The following is a 14,150-nucleotide window of genomic DNA, read 5'->3' as shown; positions in this document are numbered from 1 at the left end:
CAATCCAACGTTTATAGTTTATCTGCATGTCCCGGAGAAATATCCAGAATAAGTGCCTGATAAGGTGCAAGACTTAAGGGTGCAAGTGTTAGCGGGTTATTTTGATAATTATTTAATACCAGCTGTTTAATTTCCCCGTCGTAATGTCGGGTTAAGCTCTGCTTGGTAAAGTTACAGACGATTAATAAGGTTTTACCATTATAGCTGCGCTGATAGGCATAAACATCAGCATCATCTTGATCCAGCAGTTGATATCGACCATAGGTAATGACCTCACCATAGACGGTGGATTTTCTTAATGCGATCAGTTTCCGATAATAATTGAAAATTGAATTTTCATTGTCTCTTTCGGTCTGTGCATTCACATCTGCCTGATTATTATTGAGCGCCAGCCAGGGGGTGCCGGTGGTAAATCCGGCATTTAAACTGTTATCCCATTGCATCGGCAGACGGGCATGATCACGGGAAAAGTAGTTAAGAAAATCAAGGGCCTGTTGCGCGCTGCGGCCACTGGCTAATATTTTCTGATAATGAAACTTGGCCATCAGATCATCAAATTGGCTGATATCAGTAAAGGTTTTATTGGTCATGCCAATCTCTTCACCTTGATAGACATAGGGTGTCCCGCTCATCATATGAGTGAGGGTGCCGAGCATTTTCGCGCTAATCCTGCGATATTCTTTACAGTCGCTGCCAAAGCGGGAAACCGTACGCGGCTGATCGTGATTGCTCCAATATAAGCTGTTCCACCCCTTTTGATAGAGGTCATTCTGCCAGCGTGTCATGATCTCTTTATATTCAACGAGATCAAAGGGTTTACGCACGGCATTATGCTCTTCTCTGTCGATGCTCATATGTTCAAAATGAAAAATCATACTGACTTCATGACGGTCCGGATGTGAATAATAACGGCCATCTAAAGTCGTAGTAAAAGGCGTTTCTGCAACGGTCATAACATCATAGTGGGACAATACTTTGTCATCAATTTCACGCAGGTATTGATGACATAAGAGGTTATTTGCCCAATGCTCCCAGCCCGCGACACCTTCATCAAAAATGGTGGCATCGGGAAAGTCCGAGGGTTTGCCAATCATATTGATAACATCCATGCGGAAGCCGCCAATGCCTTTTTTTAGCCAAAAATGTAAAACGTCATGGATTGCGGCACGCACCTTCGGATTTTCCCAGTTTAAATCGGGCTGCTTTTTACTGAACAGGTGTAAATAGTACTGCTTGCTTGCATCATCAAATTCCCAGGCTTTTGGCGTAAAAAAAGATTCCCAGTTATTGGGCTCACTGCCATCGGGTTTGGGATCTTTCCAGATATACCAATCCCGTTTTGGATTATCCAAGCTGCTTTTCGATTCAACAAACCAAGGGTGCTCATCGGAGGTATGATTGACCACCAGATCCATTAAAATTTTAATGTCGCGTTTTTTAGCTTCAAGAATCAATAATTCCATGTCCGCCATGGTGCCGTATTCCGGGGCTATTTTATAATAATCGGAAATATCGTAGCCGTTATCATCCATCGGCGACTGGTTTACCGGGCTTAACCAGATAATATTAGCGCCCAATGCCTGAATATGATCCAGCTTATCGATAATACCTTGAATATCTCCCAAGCCATCACCGCTGCTGTCATTAAAGCTGCGCGGATAAATTTGGTAGACCACACAGTTATGCCACCACCTTTTTGTTATTGCCCCCTTCATACAGCGGTTCCTTATATTGATGAATCATTCGATAAAATTATTGGTTATACCAAATATATTCAAAATGTGATCTTGCATTGCGTCGGAAAAATTAACACTAGCAGGCATGAGTTGCAGGAAGTAGTTACTCTCCTTTCACAAAATCGTATGGAACGATTTTGAACAGCTTTAGCTGACCACGAAGTGCTGAAGAACACGACATTCTGAATAAAACGTATAACGCAGATAGAGTTAATTTTAACCAGCAAGACTGATCACTTATTTGATGCGTTTGGTATTATTATCTGTATATAACCAAACTACTTGCAGATCCTAAAATCAGCATCTTTAAGTGATTTTGAGTATCGCTATGCACTTTGATTAATGATTAAGTCAGTTAACAGCGTAACTGATTCGCTGTTGCGAATACCAAGGCAGACCTCTGCTGCAATATTGCCCTTTTCTTTAATAGGTTGGCCTACCGTCGTGATCCCCTTTTCCAGTGCGCGGGTTATACCATCAAAGCCGACAATCTGTAACTTACCGGGCACGGTAATATTAAGTTCAGAGGCCACATCTAAAGCGGCAATCGCAATTTTATCACTCATGCAGAGCAGTAAATTAATGGGCTCAGAGGACGTTAATATGCCGCGAATAATAGTTTTGATCATGCGCTCATCATAGGGCTCTATTTGCCAGATAGCATCATTTCCAATGGCAATATCAGCGTCATTTAAAGCCTCTTTATAGCCTTCTAATCGGCAGCGACTAATAGACTCAGTGGCTGAGAATAAAGCCTGATCGCGAATAGATTGCGAATCGCTGTTCTGGGTAAGGTGCAGCCCTAAAATAACCGGATGAATAGTGCTGGCTTGAGTATGATCAATGGCGTATTTAGCGATCGAATAAGCAGCTTCATGGTTATTAATATTAATGGACGGGTAGTTTTTATATTGAAAATCCACCGTGATAATGGGTTTATTTTGTAATTCAAGACGTATTAATATTTTACTATTTTGTGGTTGACCATAAACAATAAAGGCATCCGCCAGAGTATCAATTTGATTAACAAGATAACGCTTGGTATCCGAGGCGAGCAGCAGCATATTGACATGCTGTTTATCAAACACCTCGGCAACAGCGCTTAAAAATTGATTGGCCACCGGGTTCATTAAGGACTCAGAGATATCATCGGATAAGACAATACCATAAACCCCGGTTTTACCCGTGCGCAGGCTTCTTGCGGCCATACTTGGCCCCAAATAACCCACCTCTTCACAATATTTTAATATTTTACTGCGCAGCGACTTTGACAGTTGAGCCGGTTTATTAAAAGCATTAGAGACAGTCGCAGAAGAGACATGCAGTTGCTGGGAAATATTTTTTAATGTGTGTTTTTGTGGAATTTTCACTCGGATACCCCTTATATTGCCACTCAGTCTAAATCGTTTTAGTAAATTATTCATACACTATAAACCTAAGTTTATAAATTAAGTGATGCTTATCACCAAAACAGTACGTAATTCATACAAAAAAGAGGCTTTGCACACATTATCCGTACAATTAACTATATTTAGCAACATCTTTGTCTATTATCAGCGCCTGATAGTTTCTATCTTAAATGATTTAGTAAACGTTCCTTTTTTGTTAAAAACGGAGTTAAAATAAAGATGAAAAACAAAATACTCAATAGCGCCATTGCACTGGCAATCCTTAGCTCTTCATCAGCTTTTGCAGCTGATTTGAAGTTTCAGCCTGGCGAAGACAATACCTTTAACTGGGCAAGTTATGAGCAATTTAAAAAGGACGTTAACTTAAAAGGAGAAACGCTGACTATTAAAGGTCCTTGGCTAGGGGCGGATAAAGATCTCGCCGAAAGTGTGATTGCGTATTTTGAAGCGGCAACTGGCGCAGACGTACAGTATGCAGGGTCAGATTCTTTCGAACAACAAATTGTGATTGATGTTCAGGCAGGCAGTGCACCTAATATTGCTATTTTCCCGCAACCCGGCTTAGCGGCTGACCTTGCATCAAAAGGTTTTTTATCACCGCTCAGTGCTGATACCGAAAAATGGGTAAAAGAAAACTATGCAGCAGGATCATCATGGGTGGATCTTGGTACTTTTACCGATAAGAAAGGCAACAAAAATTTATTTGGTTTCTTCTATAAAGTTGATTTGAAATCACTGGTTTGGTTTATTCCTGAAAATTTTGAAGATGCAGGCTATCAAGTCCCCAAAACGATGGAAGAGTTGAAAGCACTAACCAAACAGATTGTTGCCGATGGCGAAACACCCTGGTGTATTGGTCTGGGAAGCGGCGCTGCAACGGGTTGGCCGGCAACCGATTGGGTTGAAGATTTAATGTTAAGAACACAGTCACCTAAAGATTATGACCGCTGGATCAGCAATGATTTGAAATTTAACGATCCTAAAGTTGTTCAGGCCATTGAAGAGTTTGGTTGGTTTGCGAGTAATGATAAATTCGTTGATGGCGGTGCCCGTGCTGTCGCCACCTCTGATTTCCGAGAAAGTCCGCTTGGTCTATTTAGCTCACCGCCTAAATGTTATCTGCATAAACAAGCTTCATTTATTCCCAGCTTCTTCCCCGAAGGCACTAAACTGGGTCTCGATGCAGACTTCTTTTACTTCCCGGCTTATGCGTCTAAAGATCTGGGTAAACCCGTCTTAGGTGCAGGTACTATGTGGGGCATTACCGAGGACTCAAAAGCAGCGCAAGCCTTTATTGCCTTTCTGCAAACGCCTATCGCCCATGAGGTTTGGATGGCGCAATCCGGTTTCTTAACGCCTTATAAAGGAGTAAACATCAACGCCTATGGTAATGACACACTGAAAAAACAAGGTAATATTTTACTGGATGCCACCACCTTCCGTTTTGACGGCTCTGACTTAATGCCGGGTAAAATTGGTGCAGGTGCATTCTGGACAGGTATGGTTGATTACACTGGTGGTAAATCAGCGCAAGAAGTAGGTGACTACATTCAAGGAACGTGGGACGCGCTTAAATAACGACTCCTGCTAATAAGCCGGCAAAACACCGGCTTATTTTTTTATTTTGCTCCCTGTGTGAGGTTTTCCAATGGAACAATTATATTACTCCTTACTGGCCATGCTACTGGGTGTTTTCGCTTGTGTTTTTTATTTTTTTGGCAGTAACTGGCTGTTGGGTGTCATCTTCCCAATCAATCATGTTTCCAACCAAAAGATGGCAAAAAATATTCGCCGGGCAGCAGCCATTCGGCCCTGGTTATTTTTAGGTCCCGCCTTATTTTTTCTTGGTTTATACCTTGTTTATCCGGTCTTTGATTCAGTGTATTTGTCATTACACGGCCGCAATGGTGAAGATTTTGTTGGATTAGCTAATTATCAGTGGCTATTTAACGACAATGAATTTATTGAAAGTTTAATCAATAACGTCATGTGGTTATTGATTGTGCCCGCATTATCAACGTTTTTTGGTTTGATTATTGCAGCACTCACCGACCGTATTCGTTGGGGAAATATTGCCAAAAGTCTTATTTTTATGCCCATGGCGATCTCTTTTATCGGCGCCTCTATTATCTGGAAATTTGTTTATGATTACCGCGCCGAAGGGTCTGATCAAATTGGTCTGCTTAATGCGGTTGTTGAGTATTTTGGCGGCACACCACAAGCCTGGATAACTATTCCATTTTGGAATGATATTTTATTAATGGTGATTTTAATTTGGATCCAAACGGGTTTTGCCATGGTAATTTTATCGGCTGCACTGCGCGGTATTCCCGAGGAAACCGTCGAAGCTGCCGTATTAGATGGGGCCAATGGCATACAAATTTTCTTTAAAATTCTTATCCCGCAAATTTGGGGATCGATTGCCGTGGTATGGACCACTATTACTATTTTAGTCCTTAAAGTCTTTGATATCGTTTTAGCCATGACCAATGGTCAATGGGATACCCAAGTACTGGCCAACATGATGTTTGACTGGATGTTTAGGGGAGGCGGTGATTTTGGCCGTGGCGCGGCGATAGCGGTGATTATCATGATTGCGGTTATTCCTGTGATGGTTTGGAATGTTAGACAGGCAAATGCACAAATGGAAGGACGTTAATCATGCAATCAATACCAAGTAACAAGTCTAATCGGGTCATGATGAGTCTGAAACAAATGAGGCGTTCACCCTTAATGCTGCTGGTACACCTGAGTGTGTTGTTGCTGGTGCTGTTATGGACATTCCCTACTGCGGGATTATTAATCTCCTCTTTCCGTGATAAAGATCAACTCGCAGTGAGCGGTTGGTGGGAGGCACTGTCCTCCTCGGAGCAAAACTTAATCGGCAGAACAGATGCGCCGGATCAGCAAGTTTTACTTGATGGTGAGTATGTTTTAGCGGGAAAAATTGAGGATTTTAATCCTAAGGATGAAATTTTACGCTTTGGTTGGACATCACAGGAGCCGGAAGCCTATTTGGCAGGAAGCGTTGCTAAAATGAGAGATGGTGGCACGCTGACCGTTGCCGGCGATGGCCGCTATAGCATGGCATCGCCAACGCCTTTTACCGGCAGTCGCGGCAATCGAGTATTTTACACCGCTTTAGCTTCGCCTAAATTCACCCTCGACAATTATGATGAAGTATTACACTCAGAGGGGATTGGTCAGTCATTTATTAACTCACTGACGGTGACTATACCAGCGACTATTATTCCTATTTTGATCGCGGCCTTTGCCGCCTATGCACTGTCCTGGATGCGTTTACCCGGGCGAGGAATATTAATTGCTCTGGTGGTTGGTTTGCTGGTCGTGCCCCTGCAAATGTCTTTGATTCCCCTGTTACAACTCTACAATACAATAGGAGGATACTTCGGCGTTAGCGCAAAAAGCTATCTCGGCATTTGGCTGGCCCATACCGGATTCGGCTTACCCTTAGCGATTTATTTATTAAGAAATTACATTTCAGGTCTGCCCAAAGAAATCATTGAATCCGCCCGCGTTGATGGTGCCAATGACTTTGATATCTTTGTTAAAATTATACTGCCTCTGTCATTTCCGGCGCTCGCTTCCTTTGCTATTTTCCAATTCCTTTGGGTATGGAATGATCTGTTGGTCGCGACTGTATTCCTTGGCAATGGGGAACATGAATTAGTATTAACGGGCCGCTTAAGAGAGTTATTGGGCTCAAGAGGAGGAAATTGGGAAATATTAACCGCATCGGCGTTTGTTTCCATTGCTGTCCCGTTAACTGTGTTCTGGACATTACAACGCTACCTCGTGCGCGGATTGCTGACAGGCTCAGTCAAATAATAAGAATTTAAGGAACATCTATGACTAGTTCAACTGGTTTAACATTAAAAAACATTAAAAAATCCTACGGCAAAACCGAGGTATTACATGGTATTGACCTGGATATCAAACTGGGTGAGTTTGTCGTCTTTGTTGGCCCTTCCGGCTGCGGTAAATCAACGCTGCTGCGTATGATTGCAGGTCTTGAAGATATTACCAGTGGCGATCTGTTTATCGAGGGTCATAACGTCAATGATATCCCCTCGGCCATGCGCGGTATTGCCATGGTATTTCAATCCTATGCGTTATACCCGCATATGACCGTTTATGACAACATGGCCTTTTCCATGCGCATTGCCAAAGAGGACAAAGCCACGATCGACGAGCGCGTAACGAGTACGGCAGCGATGTTGCAATTAACAGATTATTTATATCGTTTACCCAAAGCACTCTCCGGCGGACAACGACAACGGGTGGCGATTGGCCGCGCTATTGTACGAAATCCCAAAGTATTTCTCTTTGATGAACCCCTCTCCAATCTTGATGCTTCACTGCGGGTACAAACACGCATTGAAATTGCCAATTTAAATGAGAGCCTCAAAGAAACCACCATGATCTACGTCACCCATGATCAGATTGAGGCGATGACCTTAGCAGATCGTATTGTCGTGCTGTCGGCGGGAAAAATTGAGCAAGTGGGTACACCGCTTGAATTATATGGTCAACCGGCTAATCTGTTCGTCGCACAGTTTATTGGCTCGCCTGCCATGAATATTTTTACCGTTACCCTTATCAAATCTGGAGAGTTAACCAGCATTCAAAGTCAAAACGGTCATCAGGTCGATATCCCTATAAAGAGTCACTCTGACATTGAAAATCAAACCCTCAGCATTGGAGTGCGTCCGGAGGATTTCCGTTTAGCAGATCAGGCAAGTTGCATGTTATCAGGCACTATCTCCTTTGTAGAATCATTAGGCGAAGTGACCCTATTACACCTTGATAGCGCGGAATCAAAAGTGCCAGTGATAGTAAAAATTCCGGGTATTATTAATAAACATAAAGGAGAAACCATCTACCTGACCGTGGATGCCGATAAAACGCATCTTTTTGATGCCAACGGAATCTCTTTACGTTACCTCTAATCATCTTTTAATCGACATAAAACCTCAGTGAACAGCCAGAGGTTTTATGTTCATCTTTAGCCTCTCTCCTTGTATGACCAACAACCTTTTTCTTGAAATTTATCTTTATAAAAATGCGTATTATCGCTACAAAATAACGGGATAGTGCCAAACTGCTACTGATAAAAAATATATTCTGCCAAGCAGGCCGGTAAAGGACGAGCCGTCTTTTTTGAAGAAATAGAGCAAACTACGCAAGTACAACATTGAATCATTCTTCCATATTACGGGGTGATCAATGACGGGTAATAAATAAATGACTGATGAGACTCAAACTACCTGAGAATGCTGATCTCGCCCCCCCGAATAATTCAGCTGTAAAGGTTCACTCCTCACTTTTTTCAACAGCACAGCTCGATATACCAAAAGGTAAATAAGCCGGGCACCAGCCGATGCTGCCGGTTAACAGCGGAATTAATCCCACAGCGCCCCACCAGCTTTGAAAATAGCCCCCCGCGGCAATAATAACAACGCCCACAATAATACGCAGGGTACGATCAAGACCACCAACATTATTTTTCATCATTCACGCCTTTGATTTGCTTAAAATAAAACCATAGACCTAAATGCTGTTTTGATACAGGGGTTAGCGAACTCATTTTTAGCTGAGCTATAGATGCTGATATTAGCAACCAGCTGCTCACGAAAGAGCCAATACTAATTCAGGATCGACAGCCTTGCCGCAAAGCCCATAAAAAATAAACCTAACAGGCTGTTGCCCAGTTTAGCTAAGGACTTGTTTTGATGAAAGTAGCGCGTCAACGCACTGCCCAGCACAATTAAGACACTAAGATAAGTTAAGCTAAAAACCTCTAATATCATGGCCAAAATTGAATATGAAATCCAAGTGCTGTGATAACTGTAATCAACAAATTGAATGAAAAATGACACATAAAAAAGCAAGGCTTTAGGATTGGTCAAGCTCAAGCTAAGCGACTTGCGGAAAACTTTTTCTGTTTTTATTTTTGGAGAAGATGCTTTCACTTTCGGGGCTACCCAGTTACTGTAAATTAAGCTTATACCAAGATACAAAAGGTAAGCGGCACCTAAATAACGCATTGCAGTAAACAAAAGAGGGGACGCTTGAACCAACGAGGCGACCCCAAGATAAGACAATAAAATCAGAATCGCATCTCCTAACAACACCCCCGCCACGGCACGATAACCCGTCGCGATGCCGTAACTTGCGCCGGTTTTCAACACATAAAGTGAATTAGGTCCGGGTGCCAGGATAATAAAAATAAGACCGGCAATATAAGTCCAGATATTAATGACACCAAAACTTTCGAACATATCAATTCCTCACAATAAGCAGAATAGGTTAGTACTACAAAATAGCCGATATTCTTATTTTCTGCGACCAATAGAATTAAAAATATGATCCTACATTATGCTGGAAAAATAAACACTGATTTATCTAGGGAGGACTACGAGCTTCGGGCTTCGGGCTGTCGGATGCGAGCTATCCGCTGTCGGATGCGAGCTATCCGCTGTCGGCTGTGGGCGATGAGATGCGAGCTGCGAGATGCGAGATGCGAGCTGCGAGATGCGAGCTGCGAGGTGCGAGATGTGAGATGCGAGCTGCGAGATGCGAGATGCGAGATGCGAGCTGCGAGATGCGAGATGCGAGATGCGAGCTGCGAGATGCGAGATGCGAGCTGCGAGCTGCGAGCTGCGAGATGTGAGATGTGAGCTGCGAGCTGCGAGCTGCGAGCTGCGAGATGTGAGATGTGAGCTGCGAGCTGCGAGATGCGAGATGCGAGATGCGAGATGCGAGATGTGAGATGCGAGATGCGAGATGCGAGATGTGAGATGCGAGATGCGAGATGCGAGCTGCGAGCTGCGAGATGCGAGCTGCGAGATGCGGGCTGCGAGCTGCGGGCTGCGGGCTGTCGGCTGTCGGCTGTCGGCTGCGGGCTGTGGGCGATGAGTTGCGAGATGCGGGCGGTGAGCTGCGGGCTTCGAGCTGTCGCTCGTTCCCACGCTCCGCGCTGTAATCTAAATACCGTACTGGTTATTTGTAAGCCTTCGCTTGTGAGATTTTGGTGTCACTTTGATTGTTGGTATTCCGCCCTGACGGCGTGTAGATAATGAGAAACCGAAACGCAGTTTCGCAGTTCGAGGGCGTAATGCTCTTCCAACAGCAAAAGAATACAGGTCACCAGAGCTTAGCCCGCTCATAAGCCTGAACTGGCGTAAATGACTCCGGGCGTCCTGCCCTACGCCTTTCAGGTCGTTGTCGTAAACTCCAACGTTCAAATTTTTTCCTGACAAATTTGTCGCTCCATGATTTCCTTTGCTAAAGTAATTTTCCAGACAAGAAAAACGGTCGGAAATTTTCGTAACCGTATTGGTTTGGAATTCTAATATATTGAATTGATGATGAAATATAAGTGGGTGTCCAACCTTTTTTGCGGGTAAAAAACAAGATAATGCAAAATGAAAGACTTGACCCTAATGCCCCTAATTTTGCGGGTAAAAAACAAGATAATGCAAAATGAAAGACTTGACCCTAATGCCCCTAATGCCCGAAAGACTTGACCCTAATGCCTCGCTCGTTCCCACGCTCCGCGCTGTAATCTAAATACCGTACTGGTTATTTGTAAGCCTTCGCTTGTGAACCTTTGGTTTAACTTTGATTGTTGGTATTCCGCCCTGACGGCGTGTAGATAATGAGAAACCGAAACGCAGTTTCGCAGTTCGAGGGCGTAATGCTCTTCCAACAGCAAAAGAATACAGGTCACCAGAGCTTAGCCCGCTCATAAGCCTGAACTGGCGTAAATGACTCAGGGCGTCCTGCCCTACGCCTTTCAGGTCGTTGTCATAAACTCCAACGTTAAAATTTTTTCCTGACAAATTTGTCGCTCCATGATTTCCTTTGCTAAAGTGATTTCCCAGACAAGAAAAACGGTCGGAAATTTTCGTAACCGTATCGGTTTTTTTATTTATAAAAAGGTTTGGCTATCCTCAATTACTCGTATTAACTTCCATCATCCCATGAATTTAAAAAGTCAGCTAATACATCGCCATGACAGCTTTGTGGCTTACAAAAACAACCTAAACGCTTACCTGCCAGTTTATAAACTTCGGACTTTTCTTTATTAATAAATTTTTCATAATCAAAGTCATATTTGTATTTCCTAATAACTTCGTCACGGCTATCACCTTCTTCATACATAGAGTAAGGGTTACCCCAGTATGCTCCTCTTCCAATATATTCATATTTGAGCGTAGATTTTTCAGATGAGAATTCAACATCTTTTTTTATATTGATAACACGTGTAATGTTAATTTTAATTAATCTAAGGGGGATTTTTTCGTTTTGCAAGAACAATGTATCGTCAGGAAATTCTTCACCATCATCAAATATAATGGCATGAGTAACATTTAAATTTTGAAAATGAGGCATAACAGATAAGAAAATATCAGGAAATTCCTGCTCAAAAAGCCGACCAATTAAATTGTTAGGATCGTTCGGGTATACAACAGAAAATTCATTGATATTTTTAATTATCTTTGTGACTTTTCTATGAAATTTTTCATAACAGTTAAATTGCTTAGGATACAAAATTAATATTTTATTCATTTAATATAGGTGCTCAACTTTTAAATTTAAATCAGAGCTTTCATTTAAGTACTCAACTACTAAACGCCTGTGGCATAAGTGTGGCTCATGCTCACTACATAATAAACAACCATGATCTAATAAAGTAGGCTTTACTATTTTTTCAATTTGCCTCTGTGACATTAAATCAAGAAATTTATCTTCATACTTTTCCCACGACATATCTCCTTTTTTGTATGATCTCAACATTTCTTTCGTTGGAGCTAATTCAGGAGTATGAATATAATCAGTTCCACAAAGTTCTTTTAAAAAAAACTTAAGGTCATCCCGTTTAGCGAAGCCAGCAAGCTGAGAAACATTATTTAACCTAACATCAAGTAAAGTTGAAATTTTTGCTTCTTTTAAAAATGTAAAAAAAGTTTCTGCATTTTTTTTAGTAAACCCGATAGTAAAAATATCCATCTAATGCCCTTAAAATATAGTAGCAACTAGTTTATAACAATTACCTTTAAATTCTTCCCCTAGGCTAATACAAAGAACTCCAGTAATTCCTGAAAAGTCATCAACAAGATTACCAAAGTTAGGATCTGTTACAGGTAATTCATACGCTATTCTATTATACGTAAAAGATGCTTTTCTTTTATCATCTTTAATATATAACTTAATATTGTCCACTTTTACCAAGTAAAGTGATTGTTCTATTTTAGTTGTGCCTAATTGAATTTGAATATATGGAACTAGATTGCTTTCTCCCCATAGGTCATTTGGATGGTCTAGGTGGTTATTTATTTCATTTAAATTAATAGAGTAGTTTTGTCTCCAAACCGTATTATCAATTAAATAATTTTCAGGTTGATGAGATAAAGGAACGTGACGTGAGAATTTCATCAAAATTTTCTGTAGCGGCTTTACAGTAAATATTCCATAAGGGTTTTGATATTTTGCTTGATTATGGCTCAATTCTCCTCCAATTTCACTTGAAACTGGACGAACCCATTGTCCATTCGCAAGACTCTTTCCTGCGACACAATGCTGTTGATGTTTAACTGAGTTAGCTAAAACAATAATTTCTACTTGGCTCATTCGGCCTCCATGCTGATTGATATATGATTGGTGCTTAACAGCTTTATAAGCATCACTATGCACGAAAAGTCGCGATACCTATCCCATACCAAATAATCACAACAATATCTATTTAACCTCAATAAATCAATATTTTAAGAAATGGTTTGGGACACCCAAGCCTTTTTTAAACCAAGCCAATGCGGATAGGCAATTTCCGACCGTTTTTCTTGCTCAATCAATTCCTTTAGCAAGTAGAAACATGGAGCGATTTGAACGCCAGTTCAGAATTATGAGCGGACTAAGCTCTGCGTGCCCTTGTTGTTTCCACTAGGCTTAGCTCTGCACATGGATGTGCTGTCCAAGCCGGTGCGTTAAGAAGTTATTGAACAGACAAGAATAAAAAACGTCTAAGCGAATTGAACGGCAGTTCAGGCTTATGAGCGGGACAGGCTCTGCCTGTCCCTGTATATGGCATTCTTTTAGGCGAGTTATGCGACCACAGAAAATACTGGACAGCCAAACCTTTTTCTTAACGGGGAAATGACATTAGCAAAGGAAATAATGGAGTGAATTAAACGTCAGTTTAGATTTATGGACAGGAAAGTAGAAAGGCGGAAAGGCTTGAAAGCTCGAATCTCGAATATCTAATATCTAAACTCGAAGCTCGAAGCTCGAAGCTCGAAGCTCGAAGCTCGAAGCTTGAATCTCAAAGCTCGAATATCTAAACTCGAAACTCGAAACTCGAAACTCGAAGCTCAAAGCTCAAAGCTCAAAGCTCAAAGCTCAAAGCTCAAAGCTCGAAGCTCAATGCCCCTTTTAACTAGCGCTATTTAAAAGACATAAGCATACTTATAAATGTAATTTCATTACATTGTTCACATCGATATTTAAATGTATTTCTGTGGGTAATATGTCTTTCTTTCCACGTTCGACGCATTCTCATAATCGGTAATTCTTCACCACAACATTTGCATTTATGCATATACGATCTCTTGTTTTTATTTTATCTATCACAAACACTCAATAAGCATAAAATGATTTTAGCCCCATTGAATTTGCATTCAATTAAAGCCACTACTAAATTAGAATTGATAATACTGAAAAGTAGAATGCAAAAGTAACCACATTAAAAACCAAGAGCTATTGAACCGCTCATAGCTATTAATGTGCACTAAAAAATATCTAATTAAATAACATTATATCACATTATATCACAAAACCAATAAAAACAATAAGTTACACTTAAAATGCAAAAACAAGCTAAAAAAAGCTCGTAGCTCGTAGCTCGTAGCTCGTAGCTCGTAGCTCGTAGCTCGTAGCTCGTAGCTCGTAGCTCGTAGCTCGTAGCTCGTAGCTCGTAGCTCGT

12 protein-coding genes are annotated in these 14,150 nt (G+C 41.5%); 4 read left to right on the top strand and 8 right to left on the bottom strand.

Annotation, left to right across the window (positions count from 1 at the left end; translation table 11 throughout):
• Positions 1-11: 11 nt before the first annotated feature.
• On the bottom strand, positions 12-1,715 hold the full coding sequence (locus CXF72_RS14425; protein ID WP_101039914.1) for a glycoside hydrolase family 13 protein: 1,704 nt from the start codon (positions 1,713-1,715) through the stop codon (positions 12-14).
• 347 nt (positions 1,716-2,062) lie between these two features.
• Entirely contained in the window at positions 2,063-3,106 is a 1,044-nt protein-coding gene (locus CXF72_RS14420; RefSeq protein WP_198552613.1) for a substrate-binding domain-containing protein, read from the bottom strand.
• 258 nt (positions 3,107-3,364) lie between these two features.
• On the opposite strand from CXF72_RS14420, the gene CXF72_RS14415 reads away from it, so the two are divergent.
• The 4 genes from CXF72_RS14415 (at position 3,365) to CXF72_RS14400 (ending at position 8,115) form a co-directional block, all read left to right on the top strand.
• Positions 3,365-4,723 carry an ABC transporter substrate-binding protein gene (locus CXF72_RS14415; protein WP_101039910.1) on the top strand — a complete coding sequence of 453 codons (1,359 nt, stop codon included), beginning with the start codon at positions 3,365-3,367 and terminating at the stop codon, positions 4,721-4,723.
• Positions 4,724-4,793: 70 nt separating this feature from the next.
• Positions 4,794-5,804 carry a carbohydrate ABC transporter permease gene (locus CXF72_RS14410; protein WP_101039908.1) on the top strand — a complete coding sequence of 337 codons (1,011 nt, stop codon included), beginning with the start codon at positions 4,794-4,796 and terminating at the stop codon, positions 5,802-5,804.
• A 2-nt stretch (positions 5,805-5,806) separates the two neighbouring features.
• Positions 5,807-6,994, top strand: a complete 1,188-nt coding sequence (locus CXF72_RS14405) for a carbohydrate ABC transporter permease (protein ID WP_232784996.1) — start codon at positions 5,807-5,809, stop codon at positions 6,992-6,994.
• Between the two features lie 20 nt (positions 6,995-7,014).
• Positions 7,015-8,115: an ABC transporter ATP-binding protein gene (locus CXF72_RS14400; protein WP_101039906.1), complete on the top strand. Its 1,101-nt coding sequence runs from the start codon at positions 7,015-7,017 to the stop codon at positions 8,113-8,115.
• 364 nt (positions 8,116-8,479) lie between these two features.
• On the opposite strand, the gene CXF72_RS14395 is transcribed toward CXF72_RS14400, so the two are convergent.
• The 6 genes from CXF72_RS14395 to CXF72_RS14360 form a co-directional block, all read right to left on the bottom strand.
• On the bottom strand, positions 8,480-8,680 hold the full coding sequence (locus CXF72_RS14395; RefSeq protein ID WP_332870232.1) for a YgaP family membrane protein: 201 nt from the start codon (positions 8,678-8,680) through the stop codon (positions 8,480-8,482).
• Between the two features lie 131 nt (positions 8,681-8,811).
• Entirely contained in the window at positions 8,812-9,447 is a 636-nt protein-coding gene (gene leuE / locus CXF72_RS14390) for a leucine efflux protein LeuE (RefSeq protein WP_101039902.1), read from the bottom strand.
• Positions 9,448-10,734: 1,287 nt separating this feature from the next.
• The gene (locus CXF72_RS14375; RefSeq protein WP_101039896.1) at positions 10,735-11,010 is read right to left on the bottom strand and encodes a hypothetical protein; all 276 of its coding nucleotides are present in this window, start codon (positions 11,008-11,010) and stop codon (positions 10,735-10,737) included.
• Between the two features lie 124 nt (positions 11,011-11,134).
• On the bottom strand, positions 11,135-11,740 hold the full coding sequence (locus tag CXF72_RS14370; RefSeq protein WP_101039894.1) for a DUF4326 domain-containing protein: 606 nt from the start codon (positions 11,738-11,740) through the stop codon (positions 11,135-11,137).
• Positions 11,741-12,181: a DUF488 domain-containing protein gene (locus tag CXF72_RS14365; RefSeq protein ID WP_101039892.1), complete on the bottom strand. Its 441-nt coding sequence runs from the start codon at positions 12,179-12,181 to the stop codon at positions 11,741-11,743.
• A 9-nt stretch (positions 12,182-12,190) separates the two neighbouring features.
• Positions 12,191-12,802 (bottom strand): dual OB domain-containing protein, encoded by a 612-nt coding sequence (locus CXF72_RS14360; protein ID WP_101039890.1) that lies wholly within the window; start codon positions 12,800-12,802, stop codon positions 12,191-12,193.
• Between the last annotated feature and the right edge of the window lie 1,348 nt (positions 12,803-14,150).

Source organism: Psychromonas sp. MB-3u-54 (genome assembly GCF_002836415.1).
Lineage (GTDB): Bacteria > Pseudomonadota > Gammaproteobacteria > Enterobacterales > Psychromonadaceae > Psychromonas.
Note: the sequence above shows the minus strand (reverse complement) of the source record. Positions and strands in the feature narration are given on the sequence as shown.

Coding starts and splice junctions, on each gene's coding strand:
- CXF72_RS14425 (WP_101039914.1), bottom strand. CDS start 1,715: ATGAAGGGGGCAATAACAAAAAGGTGGTGGCATAACTGTGTGGTCTAC.
- CXF72_RS14415 (WP_101039910.1), top strand. CDS start 3,365: ATGAAAAACAAAATACTCAATAGCGCCATTGCACTGGCAATCCTTAGC.
- CXF72_RS14410 (WP_101039908.1), top strand. CDS start 4,794: ATGGAACAATTATATTACTCCTTACTGGCCATGCTACTGGGTGTTTTC.
- CXF72_RS14405 (WP_232784996.1), top strand. CDS start 5,807: ATGCAATCAATACCAAGTAACAAGTCTAATCGGGTCATGATGAGTCTG.
- CXF72_RS14400 (WP_101039906.1), top strand. CDS start 7,015: ATGACTAGTTCAACTGGTTTAACATTAAAAAACATTAAAAAATCCTAC.
- CXF72_RS14395 (WP_332870232.1), bottom strand. CDS start 8,680: ATGATGAAAAATAATGTTGGTGGTCTTGATCGTACCCTGCGTATTATT.
- leuE (WP_101039902.1), bottom strand. CDS start 9,447: ATGTTCGAAAGTTTTGGTGTCATTAATATCTGGACTTATATTGCCGGT.
- CXF72_RS14370 (WP_101039894.1), bottom strand. CDS start 11,740: ATGAATAAAATATTAATTTTGTATCCTAAGCAATTTAACTGTTATGAA.
- CXF72_RS14365 (WP_101039892.1), bottom strand. CDS start 12,181: ATGGATATTTTTACTATCGGGTTTACTAAAAAAAATGCAGAAACTTTT.
- CXF72_RS14360 (WP_101039890.1), bottom strand. CDS start 12,802: ATGAGCCAAGTAGAAATTATTGTTTTAGCTAACTCAGTTAAACATCAA.